We start from the raw sequence: 18959 nt of genomic DNA, 5'->3' as shown, positions 1-18959 counted from the left end.
TTTTCGTATCTGCGTTTTCTTGGTTTAAAATAAAAGCACTGACACGACCGTACATATCTACATAACCTTTGGTGTTAGCTTCTTTTTCTAATCTTTCCAAAGAACGTTTACGATAGTGAGGTAGCATATCTAGAGAAGCATGACCTAAAACCGCAGCAATGTACTCATCCTCTGCTTCGCAGTAAGCCATGACACTTGCTTTAGTCCGCCTGAACATATGGCTTTGAAGTTGAAAATAATTTCCTTGTTTGTCTCGTAAATCAACTGCCTGACTGAAAAATCGTAACCATCGGTTAATATGAAGTGTTGGCAATTGTTTGGCTTGATATTCAGTATTGTCAGGATTATCAATACATTTTTGACCTGTTGATAACCAACAAAAAAGCTTATCAAAATTTGAACTTTTTTCAAATTGATTATTGAGAAATTTCTGTTGTTCAGATACTAATTCTGCTACTAAAGGATGAACCTGAAAAAACTTCCACTGTTTTCTTTTTTCTATCCAACGTAATAAAAACCAATTTTTTCCATCCTGCTTTAAACACTGTCTGGGAAATCTAAGCATTTCTCCAATTCGGCAGCCTAAAACTAACTGTAAGCGAAATAATCTTTCCAGCATTGGAGGAAACACATCAAAATTTTCATATACCTGATGCAGAACCTCTTCGGGAATAAATTCTACTTTAGGTATAAGCTTGACATTTTTACGAGGAATAAACTGAACTTTTAACCAATTCTCTTCAGCCCAAATATTCAAAGCATAAAATAAAACACCCTGACGCTGTTCAATATTTCCATTACTCACAAATTCGTGCAGTAAAGCATCATTTAATTCTGTTGGCTGATAATAAGATTTTGAAATCAAAAACTCATCTAATTGACCTAGAACGCTAACATCTATCAAAACTGTGTTAACTGAGTGACGTTCTCTAATTCTTGCTTTAATAGTTAGTTTGGCCAATAGCTTGAGCCACGGCAAAGAAAATCTTTTAAAGTAAATATTTTTGCTACCTCTTATTGCACAGTCCTCTTGGCTGTAGCCCAAATCAATTAAAGCCCAAATGTCTTCTTTTAATAGTGGGTCTTGATTCCAAAGCTGTCCTAGTTCTGATTGAAAAACTCTTTCTTGAAACGATTTAAAAGACAATTTTGCTTCCATTAATCTTGCTCCTCTCCTTCTAATAAAGCTCCCAAATCCATTTCGTCTAGCACATGGGAGTAAATATCTTTAGTTGTACCAATAGATTTATGTCCCAATAACTGCTGTACATATTGGTCAAGATAACCTGCTTGCAGCATTCTCGTAGCAAAAGTATGTCTAAAAAGATGAGGATGAGCTTTAATACTTGTCCTCTTTTCTAATTGATAAAATAGGCTATTTAATCTAGCACTAGACATTGGTTTACCAATGTATTCACCTTCTAAGTTGACGAAAAGCATTCCATGTTCCAATTTTTCGGCTTCAGGTGGATATTCTTCCAATAAGTAGGCATGAAATGTCTCTTTAACCGCATCTCGGTTATGGATGATTGGTATTTCTCGCTCTGTCCCCTTAGCTGTTGCGCCATTCGGGTTATTATCTCGTCTGATAATGCGAATTCTGCCTCGACTATCAAAATCGGCCACATCTACCAAATGCAATCCTAATAATTCTCCCCTTCTTACGCCAGTCTCTCTCAAAAGCATAACTATCAAACGATCTCTGTAGCTATAGCAAGCATCTGCTAACTGAGTTACTTCTTCATCAGTTAGACACCCAGGAAAGATTTTAGGCTCTTTGACTTTAATTCGTTTCCGTTTACTTGGACTGCTTTTGACAATGCCTCGTAAGAAACCGCCTCGTTTACCCCAACCGTGTGCTAACTTCATAAAATGCTTTTCATTTACCCTACCTTCTACAGTGTGGAATTCGTAAAATCCTTGCACGGCGGTAATGGCTAGATTAACTGTGCGTGGACTGCGTTTTGACATAATTTCTCTTACGTCTTCTGTGATGACTTCTACTTCCCCACCTAGCAGATACCAATTTACAAAGTCTGCTAGTTCATTCAATCCTACCTCTTGCCAGTTAAGGGATTTGTACTCTAGCCATTGCCAAAAATCGAGAAGGCGACAAGCATAAGTATTGACTGTATTTGAGGCTAATTGTCGCTTATGACAATAATTTAGGTATCGCTGAATAGGCTCGACTGGTAAGCAAGTTTGTGAGTCGAATATGCAGCAGAACCTTTCCTCTGTGTGAGGATCTATTGCTCTTTCTAACTTCAGCACTATCTACATCGTGTAAGTTTTTTGCTTTCTAACTATATCACAAAATTTAGGGAGTGTTGTTGTTGTTTATCTTTATTATGGAATATATAATTATTGTTGTTATAATCTTGAATATAAAGGAATTAAAGAAGGGGTTGAGGTAATAGCAATTAACCCAAGATATACATCCCAAACTTGCCATTGTTGTCTGCATATTGGACTTAGAAATAATAAGTCTTTTAAGTGTAGCAATAAGGCTTGTGGATGGATTGGGGATGCTGATTTAAACGGCTCGTCGATGATAGCTTTAGTGGGGCAAAGTGTAATGTTGCCTAGAGGCTCGAATTTGTTGGCTTGTCCATTAGATTCAGGGCTACAGAAAGCCCGCGCTGTATGAAATCAGCGTCGGAAACCTTACTTTAGTTATTAAGTAAGGATGAAAACAGATACTATCTTTTACCGTCTCTTTCAATCTTTTCCTTCTATTTTCTTTGAATTGATTCGAGGTTAAACAATTATCCTTTCGCATTGACGGAGTATTCCTACCGCAAGACAACAATCCTAGTATACCCATTTATACCAAATCCGCTTATTTTAGTAGAGTAACATTTTTGCTCCCTGCTCCCTGCTCCCTGCTTCAAGATTCAATACTATACTATCTAAAACGGATCTAGTATTACTTCTGTGAAGTGCAGTTTCAAAAAGACGATAACTTTTACGGTCGCTTCTTTGCAGAAATTTTCTTATATCTAAGTAAAACCAACTTAACCAATGATTGGCATGGGGTAATTATTTATCCCAACCGTCAAGTAGAAACAGATAACATCCAACGCTATCAAGATATGTTAACCTCTGGTAGAGTGATTCGCCTTTATCTAGATGAATTAGAAAACCTGAATCAAACCTCAGTTGGGTTAACAACAGTACAGTTAATTACTTTACCTAAAGGAGAAGCCATTGATGCTACCCGTCAACTGATTCAAAGAGTCAGAAATGAGTTAACACCAGATCAAAAGCCCGAAGAACTTTTACAATTGATAGAGACAGTTCTTGTCTATAAGTGACCCCGTTTAAGTCGTAGGGAGGTAGAAAAGATGTTTAGCCTAGATGAATTAAAGCAAACTCAATATTTTCAGGATGTTCGTCAAGAAGCTCGTGAGGAAGGCAGACTTGAGAATAAACTAGAGACTGTTCCTCGTTTGTTGGCATTAGGGTTAACAGTTGAACAAGTAGCCAAAGCTTTAGAGGTTAGACATTGAACAGGTAAGAAATATACAAAAAAAAGAAGGTTTTTAAACCCTCCTCGCACCTAACTTTATGGTCAACTCACAAAAATCTCCCACATAAACTAGGAGAACATTGAATACAAATTTGAAATCAAATTCTATTTCTTCTTAGCTTTACTAATTTAACCAAAAAATCCGTCTTTGCGTAGGTTGTAAACGGGGACTTTGTTCTTGCATTACTTTATCAATTTTATGGGGATCGAAATTATGACGAAAATCATTTCTTAACTGCGAAACTCGTTTTTCTGTTTCTTCAACTTCGACTTTAATTTCTTTTAACTGCGCTTGTTGTGACCATTGATAGGGAATTAATTTGAACAAGCTAAACAGTGCAACGGCTGATAAAATGCCGTTGATGACTAATTTAATAGTAATTTCTGTGGCTACCCATTGATGTTCTGGGTGAGACGTGGGAACGGTTTGACGACGAGAAGAACGACGCTGTCTAGACATGGACATAGTTAAACAGATAACTCATCTACAATAGACCATTCACCCCAAACAAAAACATTAAATTATTGTTTCTGTCGGGATGAATCGGTATCTGTTTTATTAAACGAAACAGTTACTTATAAAGTTCCGTGGCTAAGCGAAAAGCAAGAATCCCAGGAACTAAAGCAATAACTAAAGCAACTAACACTTGGGTATCAGATAACATGGATGGTGATCTCCTAGAATAGGACTGATTTAACCATTACTTTGCATCATTACTGACCGTTTGTGAAACATCTTGTTACAAAGATTTAACTTTCTGTCTCTTTAGATGCCTTCTTTGCGGGCCAAGAGGATGGGACAATTGGCATTAACCCTGACATAATCAGATAAAGAGGTTCCTAATAGGCGATCCAAGTCCGGTAATGCTTTGGCCACAGAAGGACGGCGATCAGGTGATCCCAACAACAATAAGTCTATGTTGTATTCCTCTGCTAACTGACACAGTTGTTCACCTGGACGACCCCCTGTTACCGCGCAACGATAGGAAATTCCCATCCGCTTCACTTTAGTAGCTGCTTCTGCCACAATGGGGTTATTTTCCATCTCTGCTTTAGAGAGAGGGAGTAATTCTGGTTTAATATCAGGATTCACTCGTGCTAAGATTAACTCTGCTTCAGGATAGTCTCTTAGCAAATACAAGGCTAAGTCTAAGGCATATTGGGCAGCAGGCGACTTATCGAGGGCAACCATGACCCGTTTAATCTTTTTAACGTAAACATCATCCTTAACTAACAACATGGGATGGTTTGTCAGTTGGAAGACGTATTGACTAACAGATTTTTCTAAAATCGCTTCGAGGCGTTTAAGTCCCCGTGACCCCATAATAATTAAATCTGCGTTGATTTCATCGGCTACCTGACACACTGTGTCTTTGGGATCTCCTTGACGTAACATGGTAGAGACATGGGTCGGGTCAAGTTTGAGCTTGTCGAGGATGCCTGCTATTAATTTGCCTCCTTCTTCCCATTTGGTGGCGATCTCATCGGTGGTAATTTGGGGGGGAACGACATGAAGAATATTTAGGGATGCTTTTTTAATGGCAGGAAGATCCATCAAAACTTTAAGCATTTCTTGAGTAGTTCCAGTTCCTGAGTCAGCGTATAAGATTTTTTCCAGCATGAATTGAAACTCAATTATTAACCGTGATTAGCTGTCTATAAATATTAGAATACTGCGATTTTTTTACCTCATATTTAACAAATTATTAAGCAGTGATGGTGTCTGTTAAGTTTGCCTCACTTAAGTTAGTCTGTTCTAGGTTAGTTCCAATTAAATTAGCTCCTCTCAATTTTGCCCCTTGTAAGTTGGCTCCTTGTAGGTTGGCATAGCTCAGATTAGCATAACTTAAGTTTGCTCCTTGTAAACTGGCTCCTTGTAGGTTAGCTTGGCATAAATAACTCCATCTTAAATCGAGGCGATCGCCTTTAATTTCTTGTAGGTTAGCTTGGCATAAATAACTCTGATATAAATGACCTTGAATTATTTGCGCTTGAGATAAATTTGTTCGATAAAAATAAGCTCCTTGTAGTTCTGCTTCGTATAGAGTAGATCGCGAAAGATCCGCTTCACAAAAATTAGTATTCCGTCCATAAGCTTCGCTCAAATTGGTACGATTGAGTCGGGCGCGACTAAAATTAGCTTCTTGAATCTGGCTATTTCTTAGAGAGGTTCCGATTAAATTAGCTTCAGATAAATAGGCTTGTATTAAGTTGGCTTGTTGTAAATTTGCTCCGATTAAGTTTGCCTGTTCTAGGTGAGCATAACTAAGATTAGCTGAGGTTAAATTAGCTTGATTTAAATCCGCTTTACCTAAGTTTGCTTGGCTTAAATTGACGTTTTCTAAATTGGCTTGACTTAGATTAACTCCACATAAATGAGCTTGTTTAAGATTTTTTCCTGTCAAATCAATCTCTTGTAAATCTGGACTGATTTGAGGGTTGTTTTTGCGCCAGCTTATCCAGTTTTTTTCTTTTTTTAAAAGGGCTAAATGTTCTTGATTTGCCATAACTATACTTACTCTTTTAATTCTCTTTGTTAATAGTTTAGCAAATTATGGTAACAGTTTCGTTTTTTTTATTAATATAAACTCTTTATTCTCGCTTTATACAGATGTGCTAATATAGTCGAAATAAACATTAAACTTATTACTATTTGATAGGAATTAATAATAATTATGTACAGTCTTGCTAAATGGTCTGTAGAAGATTATCACAAAATGATTGAGGCCGGAATTTTAAGCGATCGCCCCGTTGAATTAATTGCAGGAGAAATACTACAAATGAGTCCAGAATGTTCTTTTCATACTTCAATTAATCATATTGGTGTTACCTATCTTCGCGCAATTTTAGGGGAGAAAGCAGTTATTAGAGAAGCTCATCCTATTACTTTAACTGACTCAGAACCTGAACCAGATATTGCTATTGTTCGCTCCCCTTATAATTTGTATTTTAATCATCATCCTTACCCTGAAGATATTTATTGGTTAGTTGAAATTGCTGATAGTACCCTAAGTAAAGATTTAGGGATAAAAAGAACAATTTATACTAATGCTAATATTCAAGAATATTGGGTCATTGATCTTAATTCAAAAATATTAAAAGTTTTTCAAAACCCTCAAACTAATGAGTATCAAATTAAAAAAGACTATCAAACTGGATTCATTTCTCCTTTATCTTTTCCTCACATTAATCTTTCAGTCAATACTCTCTTAGGAAATTAACTACTAATAAGATAATGACTAGAAAAAAACCCAGTTATTACAATCATGATGGCTTTTTAATGCCTATGGGATTTCCCATTGAAGGCTTTATATCTGCACTACAATATAAAGCTCAACCGTCAGACATTTTCCTCGTCACTTATCCTAAATGTGGTACCACTTGGACACAATATATTCTCTGGTTAATGCAGCATCAGGGGGAACCTTTATCTCCATTAGAAAAGTTAGAAACTTATATCCCTCATTTAGAAGAAGTGGGAAAAGAAACCATAGAAAAGTTACCTCAACCAAGGGTTATTAAAACCCATTTTCCTTATCAGTTAACGCCTTATAATCCACAAGCAAAATATATTTATGTCGCCAGAAATCCCTTTGATTGTGTTGTTTCCTTTTATCATCATACTAGGGGTTTTATTAAACATTATGATTTTGCCGAAGGAACTTTTAACGATTTTTTTGAATGCTTTATAAGAGGAGAAGTTGACTTTGGAGATTATTTTGATCATTTATTGTCTTGGTATAAACATAAAGATGATGAAAATGTTTTATTTTTTACCTACGAAGGGATGAAAAGTAACATAAAAATGACGATTATAGAAATAGCCAATTTTTTAGAGGGCAATTATTTAAACTGTATAGAAAATAATGAAATTTTAAATAAGATTATATTAAATAGTAGCTTAAAAAATATGAAAAAAGATCAACAACGTTGGTCAAGTCAACGTCCTGACAATATGCCTTCTTTTATTCGTAAAGGAGAAGTCGGAGATTGGAAAAATTATTTTTCATCTGAACAACAGCAAAGATTAACAGATAAATTTATGATGAGAACTGCTGGAACACATTTAAAACATCTCTGGTCTTTTTAAATTATTGATTATTCTAAACCTATCAATTTTTTAACCTCAATTTCCATTTTTGGGAAAGCAAGAGGATAAATACTCCCTTCTTGATATGTTTGAGTTATTTGGTAATCTATATAATGATAAAGAATTAATAAAAAATAATTCACATATTGCTACAAATTGTTACTCTATTTAACTACCGAACGGTTGTAAAATTATGCTTTGGCCTTATAAAACCCCTGGTATTCCTGACGATCTCTTTGAACGTTTGCCAGGTATTCCCCTCAGTAAACGAGAAGTCCGTTTATTACTTATTTCTGCGTTAAGATTAAAACAAGACTCAGTAGTGTGGGATATTGGTGCAGGAACTGGAACTATACCCATTGAAATAGGCTTATTATGCCCCGATAGTCAGGTTATTGCCGTTGAACGGGATCAAGACGTGGTTAATCTCATTCGTCGCAACTGCGATCGCTTTGAAGTGCAGAATGTAAAGATTTTTGAAGGACAGGCACCCGATTGTCTTGATCAATTAAAACCTTTACCCGATCGCGTCTGTCTTGAAGGAGGGCGACCCATCAAAGATATTTTAACGGAAGTTTGGCAACGATTAAAGCCCGAAGGAAGGCTAGTAGCTACTGCTTCTAACCTAGAAAACCTTTATCTCATTTCAGAGGGCTTAGCAGCCCTACAAGCACGGAATATAGAGGTAGTTCAAGGAGCGGTAAACCGTTTAGAAACCAAAGGCATCTATCAAACCTTAGCGGCCGTTGATCCCATTTTTATTCTCAGTGGTGAAAAATTTTAACCTTTTGTATGCTGATAAAAGGGGCAATTACTATAAATTCTGGGAAATTTCTAGAATAAAAGGGAAGAAATTTGTTAACCTTTCATAAGTAATCCTTAATGTTTTTGCCTGACAACTCCTCACCTTAATCTTTTTCTACTATTATGCCTTGGACTCGAATTATTACGGCCATTATCGCCATTGTCTTTGCCTTAGGGATGTTAATTATCGGGGGATGGTACTTCACCCTCGGACTCTGTGTGATCGTTTTTTTAGGACAACTGGAGTATTTTCAATTAGTTAGGGCTAAAGGAATTGCTCCGGCTGCTAAAACCACTCTAGTAGTATCTCAAATACTCTTAATCAGTTCTGCGATCGCCTCACCCCTAACGGATGCTTTATTTCCCTTGACTGGGGCCTTAATTTGTTTTTACCTATTATTTCAACCGAAACTAGCCACCATCGCCGATATTTCCACCTCAGTTTTGGGGCTATTTTATGGCGGATATTTACCCAGTTATTGGGTAAGATTACGAGTCGGGTTTGCCCATACTGCCCCTACTGTTAATGTAGCCAGTATTAATTTACCGTTGATGGGCTATTGGCCTGAATCTTGGAACGAACCGAAATTATTTCCGCCAGCTTTAACCGTCACCTGTTTGGCCTTTGGTTGTATTTGGGCTGCCGATATTGGGGCTTATATTATGGGAAAATGGTTAGGGAGAACTCGTTTATCTGATATTAGTCCTAAAAAAACAGTGGAAGGGGCTTTTTTCGGGTTATTAGGAAGTATTCTCATCGGAGAAATTGGGGCTTGGTATTTAGAATGGCCTTACTGGTATGTGACCGGAATGATTTTAGGGGTATTAATTGGTATTGTTAGTTTATTGGGTGATTTAACTGAATCGATGATGAAACGGGATGCCGGGGTTAAAGATTCGGGTCAATTAATTCCGGGTCATGGTGGTATTTTAGATAGAACAGATAGCTATGTTTTTACTGCCCCATTGGTCTATTATTTTGTAACTTTATTCTTGCCATTGTTACAGTAACAATGGTTCTCTAAATATGCCACTTAGCTATTAACTAAGTAGTATTTCCTCTAAATAAGATTTTACCTAATCATGAAAAATCTTAGGTAATATTTTGCGTCATCTACTTTTGAGATCAGGGTAGGCATTGCCCACCCTATACTGATTGATTTTACCCTTGAGGGCTTAACCACCCAGCACTTAAGACAATGGTTAAGGCGATAAAAACGGTACTGAGTGTCCAGGTAATTTGATTTAAGGTCTTTTCAGCACTTTTAGCTGAGGTAAATAGTTGTGCTTGCCCTCCGATACCTCCTAAACCGTCACCTTTGGGACTGTGTAAGAGGATGAGAACCACCAATAAAACCCCTGAAATTGTCCAAATAATTTGAATGATTTGTGGTAGTGTCATCGTTTTATTAACAATTGTTTATGTTTTCTCATCTTACCTTAACGGGCGATACGAACAGGGGTACGATTTTGTCTCATTTCGACTTCTGCTGGTTCAATGAGCGATCGCCCTGTCATTTCGGCGGGTTGGGGTAATTGTAGAATCTGGAGAATAGTCGGAGCAATGTCGGCCAGTTTGCCGTCGTCTCTGAGTTCAACTAACCCGCCGTGTCCGGGAATTTTCCGTTTTTCTCCTTCTACAAAGATTAAAGGAACTGGGTTAGTGGTGTGTGCCGTCCAGAGGTTGCCGTTTTCGTCTCTCATGGTTTCTGCGTTACCGTGATCGGCGGTGATAAGAGCAGTTCCCCCCAGTTTACTGATACTTGATAGTAATTTACCTAAACAGTTATCAACGGTTTCAATTGCTTCTATGGCTGCTTCTGTGTTTCCAGTATGACCCACCATATCAGGGTTAGCGTAGTTGATGACTATCAGAGAATAAATCCCTTTTTCTACGGCTTTACAGGCTGCTTTGGTTACGGCTTCGGCAGACATGGCCGGAGACTGATCGTAAGTGGACACCATGGGGCTTTGAATGAGTTCCCTTTCTTCTCCTTCTAAAGGTTGTTCTAAACCTCCATTAAAAAAATAGGTGACATGGGGATATTTTTCTGTTTCAGCGACTCGAAATTGTTTTAGTCCATGTTCGGCGACCACTTCCCCTAAAATATTGTTGAGGTTTTGGGGTTGAAAGGCTACATTAACCGGGAGTCGGGGATCGTATTGGGTGAAGGTTACGAAGCTTAAGGAATGAATAAATTCCCGCTCAAATCCGTCAAAAGTAGGCATAGTGAGAGCAGCAGAGAGTTGTCTGGCTCGATCCGGTCTAAAATTAAAGAAGATTACCCCGTCTCCTGATTCAATAGCACCGGGGGCAATGCGAGTAGGGGGAATAAATTCGTCGGTTTTATCGTGACGATAATAATCTTCTAGCACTTCAACAGCAGAACGACCATCACCCACGCCGTCTTGGGTTATCATATCGTAGGCCAATTTCACTCTGTCCCAACGGCGATCGCGATCCATTGCAAAATATCTGCCACTAATGGTGGCAATGCGCCCTATTCCTAGTTCTTGGATATGATCACTAATTTTGGCGATCGCTTTAACTCCATCGGTGGTGTTGGTGTCTCTTCCGTCGGTAATGGCATGAACGCAGATATCAGCTAATCCTTGCTTTTGGGCTAAATTCAGCAGTCCTAACAGGTGATTAAGATGGGAATGGACTCCTCCTTCCGAACATAAACCGATGAGGTGTAATTTTCCTTTCCGCGATCGCACTTCTTCACAGAGGGTTACTAAAGCTTCATTTTCGTATATTGTTCCGTCTTCTACCGCATCAGAAATCCTTACTAATTCTTGGGGGACAATGCGGCCTGCACCTAAATTAAGATGCCCTACTTCTGAATTTCCCATTTGTCCTTGGGGAAGGCCAACATCTTTACCTGATGTCCGAATTAGGGTTCTGGGATAGGTGGTCCACAGGCAATCCATTACTGGAGTTTGGGCCATTGCAATGGCGTTATTATCTTTGGTTTGACGATAACCCCAGCCGTCTAAAATTACCAGCACCACTGGAGATACAGGTGCTTGTGCCATGTTAATTCACCTATTATTCTATATTGCCGTGCCTGTTTATCATAACATTTTGACTTAAAATTATCTAGTATTTTGTCTGTATTGCTAATCACTTTTTTTGTTCTATTATTTAGTGATTACGCGGATAATTTTTTCTATCATTCTAATCTTATGATTTCTTTAAACCAAGAAGTAACCATTTTCCTTAGCTTTGAAGGTTTTAATATTAAGCTTTTTAGACTTTTATCATGAAACTTTGATAAACTTTAAGATAAGCTTACATTTACTTTGGTCATGAAATCTTTAAAAAGTCGGTTTTTCTCTTATGATATCTCAGTTTAATTGTTTAGAAAATGCCCTTAAATATTTTTTTGGTTATGATCAATTTCGTTCCGGTCAAAAACAGATTATTAACGAAGCGTTAAATGATAAGGATTTATTGATTATTATGCCTACTGGTGGCGGTAAATCTTTATGTTTTCAACTTCCTGCTTTATTAAAATCTGGTGTCTGTGTTGTGGTTTCTCCCCTTATTGCATTAATGCAGGATCAAGTTGATGCTTTATTGGACAATGGTATTGGAGCAACTTTTCTAAATAGTACATTAAATCGAGAGGAATTACAGTCAAGGGAAAATGCTATTTTGAAAGGTAAAATAAAATTAGTTTATGTCGCGCCAGAACGATTATTAAATGATAACTTTTTAAATTTTTTAGATTTTTTGAAGCAGAAAGTTGGCTTATCTGCTTTTGCCATTGATGAGGCTCATTGTGTGTCAGCTTGGGGTCATGATTTTCGTCCAGAATATCGACAGTTGAAACAGTTACGTTTTCGTTATCCCAAAGTTCCTATGTTTGCGTTGACTGCAACCGCAACGAAACGAGTAAGAGCAGATATTATTGAACAGTTGGGGTTACAAAATCCGACAGTTCATGTAGCGAGTTTTGATCGTCCTAATTTATATTATGAAGTTCAACAAAAATCCAGACGAAGTTATACTCAGTTACTAAATTATATTCGTAATCAAGAAGGCTCAGGAATTATTTATTGTTTAAGTCGTAAGAATGTAGAAACCATCGCTTTACGACTCCAACAAGACGGAATTGACGCTTTGCCCTATCATGCAGGAATGTATGATGATGAGAGAGCAACCAATCAAACTCGTTTTATTCGGGATGATGTGAGAATCATAGTAGCAACGATTGCCTTTGGAATGGGAATTAATAAGCCAGATGTTCGCTTTGTTGTTCATTATGATTTACCGAGAAACTTAGAAAGTTATTATCAAGAATCAGGTCGTGCAGGAAGGGATGGAGAACCGGCTAACTGCGCCTTATTTTTCAGTTTCGGAGATTTGAAACGCCTTGAATATTTAATCGATCAAAAAATTGATGAAAAAGAGCAAAGAGTCGGTCGTCAACAGCTAAGACAAGTGGTAGATTATGCAGAAGGAACCGAATGCAGAAGAAGTATTGTTTTAAGGTATTTTGGACAGCAATATAAAGGAAAGTGTGATAATTGTGATAATTGTAAACATCCTAAACCGGTTGAAGATTGGACAATTGAAGCACAAAAATTTTTATCCTGTGTTGCTCGTTGCCAAGAAAGATTTGGTATGAGTCATATTATTGATGTTTTAAGAGGGTCTAAAAAGAAAAAAGTTGAAAAGTATGGACACCATTTATTATCAACCTATGGCATCGGAAAAGATAAAAGTGCCGCAGAATGGAAGATGTTAGGGCGTTCTTTAATTCATCAAGGTTTTGTCAACGAAACTACGGACGGATTTTCTGTTTTAAAATTGAATAAGTATAGTTGGGAAATCTTTAGAAACGAGCGAAAAGTAGAAATTGCTATCGCAAAATCTTTAACCTCGAAAGCATCAAACGATTATAGTCCTAGAAAAGCAGAAAGTGATTTATTATTGCATAAACTACGACAATTAAGAAAACATTTAGCCGATCAAAATAAAGTTGCACCTTATGTTGTTTTTGCAGATTCGAGTTTAAGATTAATGGCACAAATTAAACCTCAAACTATAGACGCATTTAAAAAAATTTCTGGAGTAACTGCTTACAAAACACAACAATATGGCGATAGTTTTGTATCAGAAATTAGGGAATTTTGTCAACAGCAAAGTTTACCTACTCCTTTACCGACATCAAGCAACATGGTTACCTTACAATTATATCAACAAGGGTTAAGCGTTTCAGAAATTGCCGAAAGAAGAAACTTAAAAGAATCCACTATTTATACTCATATTGCTGAATTAATTGAAATGCAGCAACCTATTGATATTGATAAGTTTATTTCAGAAGAAAAAAAAGAGATGATTATTAAATGTATTCAAACCCTTGGAGATGGTTCTTTAACCCTCTTAAAAAATAACTTAGGAGATAATTATAGTTATAACGAACTAAGGGTGGTTAGGGCTTGGTATCACAGAAAAAACGATTAAAAGACTTGATATAAGACTTAATAAAGGTTGAGACTTTATCTCATTATAATAATACTAATTGTGACAAATATAGTCCCAACAATATATTTAATAAAGATAATACTAACGCTTCTAGACAAAAAAAAGATTTTAAACATTAGAAAAGTTGCTAATACTAAATATTAACCTTGAAATTCTCAAAAAATGAAGATAAAAAATTCTGCTTAACTGACTTTTTTGCTGAACATACCTGATCTAATGGAGAAAATCAGTTACAGTATTAAATAAAAGCTAAAATGCGCGCTTGATTATTATGACATCTTCTTCCCTTGCAGTTCGAGAACTTCCTATCTTCCCCTTACCTGAAGTCGTATTATTTCCTGGTCGTCCTCTTCCTCTGCATATCTTTGAGTTTCGTTATCGCATGATGATGAATACTATTCTAGAAGAGGATCGCCGTTTTGGTGTGGTCATGGTTAATCCCGTCAATGGAGAAATTGCTAAAGTGGGTTCTTGTGCGGAGTTAGTTCGTTTTCAACGTCTCCCCGACGATCGCATGAAAATCTTAACGATGGGGCAGCAACGGTTTCGTATCCTTGAATATGTCCGAGAAAAACCTTATCGGGTTGGTTTAGTAGAATGGATCGAAGATAAGCCAAGCACAGAAAATATTTATCCGATGGCCACTGAAGTCGGCCAGTTGTTACGGGATGTAGTGCGCCTTTCAGCCAAATTAACCGATCAAAAAATTGAATTACCCGATGATTTGCCAGAACTTCCTGTAGAATTATCTTACTGGGTTGCTGGTAATTTATATGGAGTGGCTGCAGAACAGCAACTATTGTTAGAGATGCAAGAAACCAAAGCTCGTCTAGAACGGGAAATTGAAATTTTAACTTCTACCCGTAATCATTTAGCTGCACGAACCGCCTTAAAAGATGTGCTTAAATAGCTTATCAGTTGACAGTGACCATATCCAAACTGATGGTAGTACCTTAAAGTTGCTCAAGATCCGTTTCTTTAAGAAATAAGACAGGATAACTACCATATATCTTAATCACTTCTGTGTGGGAGGTTAAATCATTGAGCGCATCATTAATGTTGGGATCTTCATGGTTTCCTTCAACATCAAGATAAAAGACATATTCCCCTAGCGATCGCTTGGTGGGACGAGACTCAATGCGACTTAGGTTAATATTGCGTTGAGCAAAGACTTGTAACGGTTTCATCAGAGAACCTGGAATATTAGCAGGGACACTGAATGCTAAAGAGATACGACTCCCCACCGTCGGCGTAGGGTTTAAGGTCATTACCCAAAAACGAGTACAGTTATCAGGATAATCATTAATGTGATTGACTAAAATAGGAACATGGTATAGTTTGGCTGCACGGGGTGCTGCGATCGCTCCGGCGGTGGGTTCGAGACTGATTTTTTGTAAAGCTTCGGTGGTAGAATTAGTAGGAATTAAAGCGACATTAGGAAGGTTTTGCTGCAACCATCGTTGACATTGTGCCAAAGCTTGAGGATGGGAATACACCGTTTTTATCCCATTGAGAGAAGTTCCCCGTGAAAAGAAAGCATGAATAATGGGTAACACTACCTCTTGTTGAATTTTTAGGCGATCGAGTTGCCATAATGTGTCTAAGGTAATGGCCACACTCCCTTCTGTTGAGTTTTCTACTGGGACCACCGCTTTATTAGTGTCTCCCCTAGCTACAGAATGTAAGGTTTGAGCAATACTCGGATAAGGACATAATAAAGAAGCTTTTGCCTGGTTTTCTTCTAACCAATGAGCATAGGCTAAAGCTGCTGTTTCTGCATTCGTCCCAACGGGGCCAAGATGACCGATAGAAATGACCATAAGTGCGTTTTAAAGAGATAAAATTACACATTTATCATATTCTTATATCATCGTCATCCCCCCCGTTTGATTCATTCTAAAGAAAGTTATAACTTAGAAGAAGTTTTCTCCTAATTTATTTCTTTTTGTTAAGAGGTGAAAAAATTACTTTATTGAATATCCACAACTAATAATTGAGGTTTATAAGTTTCAATAAATGTTACTAATGTGGAAAAATGTCCGCGAGAACTCAAACCAATACAACCGGCTGTGCCATCTTCTCCATTACCTTTATTGTAACTCGGATCATAGTGGATGCCTAACGCACTTCTACCTGTAGAAAATTGGGGATAAACAGGTAAAAAACGTCCCCCAACTTCAGCTAACGTTCCTGGGACAGTATGAGAACTGATTTGATAATTTCCATCAGGTAAAGGTGCTTCTGTTCCTGCTTGATTACGGTTTCTGGTTTGAGTAAAATAACGACCAGAAACAGTTTCAAAAGTATATAAAAGCTGCCCTTGATGATAAACTCTGAGAAAATAAATAGGATTTTTCTGTTGATTTGTCATCCCCGATGGAACTAAATGTAAACAGGTATTGCAAGGTCGCCCCATATTATAGGCTATTTGTTCAGTCTCTATACTCATCGCTACATTGTTAGGTGTCATTAAAGAAGAGAACAAGCCTAACAACACAGAAGGAAATACCCAACGAGTCATAATTTTTTATTCCTTATTTTTCTATCAACAAAACTTCAATATTCAAACCAAATCCCAAGAATAGCTTGAAGAAAATTCTCCTCAATTAGCAGCTAATCTTTTTACTTCGGGACAATTGCATTTAATGAATAAATACAAGGCTATAACACTCTCACACCTATGATTAATTACCAATATATCTTCGAGTTTCTGATTTTAGGAAATTTCTTTGATTTTTTTTATAATTCTTTTTAATTAAGGGATTTTTAAAGGCTTATATTTACAAAGATTTGTAATCGTATCTGTTTTTGTTGTTGAGATTATGAATAACGAGAAGGGAATCATCCGTTTACTTATCAGAGCGCAAATTACACCATTATGGGTCGAAAAAACCGTATTGTCTGGGAGTTTTTCTACGGTTAAGATGAAGACAACAAAGAAAAAATAAGCAATAAGCAAACTTAGGAGATAACAACTATGGCACTTGTACGTTATAACCCTTGGAAAGAAATGAACGCTTTACAACGTCAAATGAATCAGCTTTTTGATGAAGGTTGGTTAAGTAATTCAACAAGGGATTTTAAAGAACTAACCTTTGCTCCTTCTGCTGAACTTTCCGAGACTGATGAAGCGGTAATGCTCAAGTTGGAACTCCCTGGAATTAAAGCTGATGATGTAGATATTCAAGCTACAAAAGAAGCTATCTATATTACTGGGGAACGGAAAGAAGAAGCTAAATCAGAGGAAAACGGTGTTACTCGAAGTGAGTTCCGTTATGGTAAGTTTTCTCGTTCCATTGCTTTACCTGCTCTCATTGATAATACAAAAATCAGTGCAGAATACAAAGATGGAATTTTACATCTAACCTTACCTAAAGCTGAAGAAGAAAAGAATAAAGTGGTTAAAGTTAACCTTGGGTAGTTATGTTGAGTGGACAATTTTAAATTAAAGTTAAAATTGTCCACTACTCCATTCTATTATCTATCCATAAAATATTGTAGAGACGTTCATAGAAACGTCTCTACATTACTTATCTATCTTATTCTTGCCCTAACTATTAAGCAGCTTGCCAAATATTTTTGATATTATCAGGTAATACTGCTTCGATTTCTTGTTTCATTGCATCGGATAACTCTTCTTTGGTAGCAGAGAAAACCGCTTTAATTACCTTCACACCGTCAGTTCCACGAGGTACACCACCCTCTTGTTCGATACGTCTTAAGAAGGTTTGACCATCAAAGTTAAGAGGAGGACGAATCTTGCTTAACCAAGATACCAAAGGATTATTATCTTTCCAAAGTTCATGAAGTTCTTCTTTATTCTCTTCTTTGAATTCTGATTTAACTTTCTCTGATGATTCTGTTGTCATCAAATCTCGCAAGGTTCGATACACAATAATGGTTAAATCTCTTGCATCGAAAATATCAGGAAGTTCCGCTTTTAGTTGAACTTTCTCAAGGAAAGGTAAGTCTTTAGTTGCAATAGGAACGTTAGGACCCTTTTCTAAGGCTTTGGGATAATTATCTTGTAAACGTTGCAAAGCTTTATGACCTTTTTCGGTTAAAGAAGCTTTTTTGAAACGGATTAAATGGGGTAACGGTCCATCAGGCGCACCTAATGTGTTAGCAATACGAAAATCAATATCGTCTGCTTCGACTAATGAGGGAACATCTTCTTGTTTTGCATAAGCATTCCCTGTAAATTCTGCGTCAATGTAACCTTTTTGGTTGAAATAATCTAATTGTCCTAGGAAGTCAGAAACGGTTAAGTTTCTTCCTGTAAAGTCTGTATTATTGAAGTCTACTGTTTCGCTTCCCTTTTGATTAGCTTGATTAATTTTGTCTAACAGAATATAAGCAATATCTTCTCTTATTTTAATAGGCATTAATGACTCCTTTGAGTTCTTTAGAATTTATATATCTCATTTCCACGTTAACAAAAGTTAACAAAGTCTCCATCCATCATTAGTTAGAAATTATTCATCTATCGTTAGTGAGATATTTGAACAGTAAGCAGTTATCATACTAGATCCGTTTTAGATAGTATAGTATTAAGTCTTGAAGCAGGGAGCAGGGAGCAGGGAGCAGGGAGAAAAAATGTTACTCTACTAAAATAAGCGGATTTGGTATCAGTTATCAGTTCTAATTGATTAGACAAATTAAGTGGCCGATGAAGTTATCAACGGCCAACTCTTGTCCTAGAGACACTTGACTATGGGACTCTTTATTATTTTTGTTGGTAAATTGACTAGAAATTACCTAATCACAAACATAGTCAGAACGAACCCAACCTTGTACGCCGTTATAATTAATACGCTGCCATGTGTAAGACTGACCATCTTGACCACTGGCTCTGTCAAACACAGGAACTGTCGTTCCATTAGGAACCTGCGTTACACTACGATAGTTAGTTCCAGGCCCAGTTCTGACATTAAGACGACCCCCAGAACTGTTGGTGCAAATGCGCCCATAATAAGCTTCCCCTCCCCGTGGACAATTATCATAGGAATTGCATCCAGGCCCTTGTTGAGCATTCATAG

The 18959-nt window shown here is 37.1% G+C and carries 21 protein-coding genes and 2 pseudogenes; 11 read left to right on the top strand and 12 right to left on the bottom strand.

Translation table 11 applies throughout. The features are described 5' to 3' along the window. On the bottom strand, positions 1-1159 hold a 1159-nt coding region (locus CY0110_RS25090; RefSeq protein WP_008278432.1), incomplete at its 3' end, for a tyrosine-type recombinase/integrase. Further along, the gene (locus CY0110_RS25085) at positions 1159-2271 is read right to left on the bottom strand and encodes a tyrosine-type recombinase/integrase (protein WP_008278431.1); all 1113 of its coding nucleotides are present in this window, start codon (positions 2269-2271) and stop codon (positions 1159-1161) included. The genes CY0110_RS25085 and CY0110_RS25090, both read right to left, overlap by 1 nt. A 34-nt stretch (positions 2272-2305) precedes the next feature. Between CY0110_RS25085 and CY0110_RS28995 the strand changes: the two genes are divergently transcribed. The 3 genes and pseudogenes from CY0110_RS28995 to CY0110_RS31195 all read left to right on the top strand — a co-directional run. Further along, positions 2306-2647 (top strand): zinc ribbon domain-containing protein, encoded by a 342-nt coding sequence (locus CY0110_RS28995; RefSeq protein ID WP_332306414.1) that lies wholly within the window; start codon positions 2306-2308, stop codon positions 2645-2647. Positions 2648-2686: 39 nt separating this feature from the next. After that, a pseudogene (locus CY0110_RS29505) lies at positions 2687-2825 on the top strand (DUF2887 domain-containing protein); the annotation flags it as partial. A 102-nt stretch (positions 2826-2927) separates the two neighbouring features. Continuing rightward, a pseudogene (locus CY0110_RS31195) lies at positions 2928-3546 on the top strand (Rpn family recombination-promoting nuclease/putative transposase); the annotation flags it as partial. 107 nt (positions 3547-3653) lie between these two features. On the opposite strand, the gene CY0110_RS25070 reads toward CY0110_RS31195, so the two are convergent. The 4 genes from CY0110_RS25070 to CY0110_RS25055 all read right to left on the bottom strand — a co-directional run bounded on the left by CY0110_RS25070 (position 3654) and on the right by CY0110_RS25055 (position 6036). After that, positions 3654-3989: a slr1601 family putative cell division protein gene (locus CY0110_RS25070; protein ID WP_008278428.1), complete on the bottom strand. Its 336-nt coding sequence runs from the start codon at positions 3987-3989 to the stop codon at positions 3654-3656. Between the two features lie 112 nt (positions 3990-4101). Beyond that, positions 4102-4194 carry a photosystem I reaction center subunit XII gene (gene psaM, locus CY0110_RS25065; protein ID WP_008278427.1) on the bottom strand — a complete coding sequence of 31 codons (93 nt, stop codon included), beginning with the start codon at positions 4192-4194 and terminating at the stop codon, positions 4102-4104. A 101-nt stretch (positions 4195-4295) separates the two neighbouring features. Further along, positions 4296-5150, bottom strand: coding sequence for a universal stress protein (locus CY0110_RS25060; protein ID WP_008278426.1), 855 nt, complete (start codon positions 5148-5150; stop codon positions 4296-4298). An 85-nt stretch (positions 5151-5235) separates the two neighbouring features. Next, positions 5236-6036, bottom strand: coding sequence for a pentapeptide repeat-containing protein (locus tag CY0110_RS25055; RefSeq protein WP_008278425.1), 801 nt, complete (start codon positions 6034-6036; stop codon positions 5236-5238). Positions 6037-6204: 168 nt separating this feature from the next. On the opposite strand from CY0110_RS25055, the gene CY0110_RS25050 reads away from it, so the two are divergent. From CY0110_RS25050 to CY0110_RS25035, 4 genes are all read left to right on the top strand, one after another. Then, on the top strand, positions 6205-6750 hold the full coding sequence (locus CY0110_RS25050) for a Uma2 family endonuclease (protein ID WP_008278424.1): 546 nt from the start codon (positions 6205-6207) through the stop codon (positions 6748-6750). Between the two features lie 14 nt (positions 6751-6764). Beyond that, positions 6765-7619 carry a sulfotransferase domain-containing protein gene (locus tag CY0110_RS25045; RefSeq protein ID WP_008278423.1) on the top strand — a complete coding sequence of 285 codons (855 nt, stop codon included), beginning with the start codon at positions 6765-6767 and terminating at the stop codon, positions 7617-7619. A 193-nt stretch (positions 7620-7812) separates the two neighbouring features. Next, on the top strand, positions 7813-8403 hold the full coding sequence (gene cbiT, locus CY0110_RS25040) for a precorrin-6Y C5,15-methyltransferase subunit CbiT (protein ID WP_008278422.1): 591 nt from the start codon (positions 7813-7815) through the stop codon (positions 8401-8403). A 143-nt stretch (positions 8404-8546) separates the two neighbouring features. Next, the gene (locus CY0110_RS25035; RefSeq protein WP_008278421.1) at positions 8547-9434 is read left to right on the top strand and encodes a phosphatidate cytidylyltransferase; all 888 of its coding nucleotides are present in this window, start codon (positions 8547-8549) and stop codon (positions 9432-9434) included. 151 nt (positions 9435-9585) lie between these two features. Here the strand turns inward: CY0110_RS25035 and secG are convergent, their stop codons facing one another. Beyond that, positions 9586-9825: a preprotein translocase subunit SecG gene (gene secG, locus CY0110_RS25030; protein ID WP_008278420.1), complete on the bottom strand. Its 240-nt coding sequence runs from the start codon at positions 9823-9825 to the stop codon at positions 9586-9588. Positions 9826-9863: 38 nt separating this feature from the next. Then, the gene (gene gpmI, locus CY0110_RS25025) at positions 9864-11462 is read right to left on the bottom strand and encodes a 2,3-bisphosphoglycerate-independent phosphoglycerate mutase (protein ID WP_008278419.1); all 1599 of its coding nucleotides are present in this window, start codon (positions 11460-11462) and stop codon (positions 9864-9866) included. Positions 11463-11766: 304 nt separating this feature from the next. Between gpmI and recQ the strand changes: the two genes are divergently transcribed. Beyond that, complete coding sequence (recQ, locus tag CY0110_RS25020) at positions 11767-13899, top strand: DNA helicase RecQ (RefSeq protein ID WP_008278418.1); 2133 nt, start codon at positions 11767-11769, stop codon at positions 13897-13899. A 292-nt stretch (positions 13900-14191) separates the two neighbouring features. Beyond that, entirely contained in the window at positions 14192-14830 is a 639-nt protein-coding gene (locus tag CY0110_RS25015) for an LON peptidase substrate-binding domain-containing protein (protein WP_008278416.1), read from the top strand. Between the two features lie 43 nt (positions 14831-14873). Here CY0110_RS25015 and pheA read toward each other — a convergent pair whose 3' ends face one another. Continuing rightward, a complete protein-coding gene (pheA, locus tag CY0110_RS25010) occupies positions 14874-15740 on the bottom strand; it encodes a prephenate dehydratase (protein ID WP_008278415.1) in 867 nt (288 codons plus the stop codon). Between the two features lie 149 nt (positions 15741-15889). Then, complete coding sequence (locus tag CY0110_RS25005) at positions 15890-16441, bottom strand: L,D-transpeptidase (RefSeq protein ID WP_008278414.1); 552 nt, start codon at positions 16439-16441, stop codon at positions 15890-15892. 301 nt (positions 16442-16742) lie between these two features. On the opposite strand from CY0110_RS25005, the gene CY0110_RS31490 reads away from it, so the two are divergent. Together CY0110_RS31490 and CY0110_RS25000 are read left to right on the top strand one after the other, a co-directional pair. After that, positions 16743-16868: a hypothetical protein gene (locus CY0110_RS31490; RefSeq protein ID WP_269720039.1), complete on the top strand. Its 126-nt coding sequence runs from the start codon at positions 16743-16745 to the stop codon at positions 16866-16868. A gap of 29 nt (positions 16869-16897) precedes the next feature. Further along, positions 16898-17341, top strand: a complete 444-nt coding sequence (locus CY0110_RS25000; RefSeq protein ID WP_008278413.1) for an Hsp20/alpha crystallin family protein — start codon at positions 16898-16900, stop codon at positions 17339-17341. 136 nt (positions 17342-17477) lie between these two features. Here the strand turns inward: CY0110_RS25000 and CY0110_RS24995 are convergent, their stop codons facing one another. Together CY0110_RS24995 and CY0110_RS24990 are read right to left on the bottom strand one after the other, a co-directional pair. Next, positions 17478-18305 carry a DUF2267 domain-containing protein gene (locus CY0110_RS24995; RefSeq protein ID WP_008278411.1) on the bottom strand — a complete coding sequence of 276 codons (828 nt, stop codon included), beginning with the start codon at positions 18303-18305 and terminating at the stop codon, positions 17478-17480. A 373-nt stretch (positions 18306-18678) separates the two neighbouring features. Then, positions 18679-18957: an SH3 domain-containing protein gene (locus CY0110_RS24990; RefSeq protein WP_008278410.1), complete on the bottom strand. Its 279-nt coding sequence runs from the start codon at positions 18955-18957 to the stop codon at positions 18679-18681. Between the last annotated feature and the right edge of the window lie 2 nt (positions 18958-18959).

It is taken from the genome of Crocosphaera chwakensis CCY0110 (assembly GCF_000169335.1).
GTDB lineage: Bacteria > Cyanobacteriota > Cyanobacteriia > Cyanobacteriales > Microcystaceae > Crocosphaera > Crocosphaera chwakensis.
This window is presented reverse-complemented; position numbering and strand designations above follow the sequence as displayed.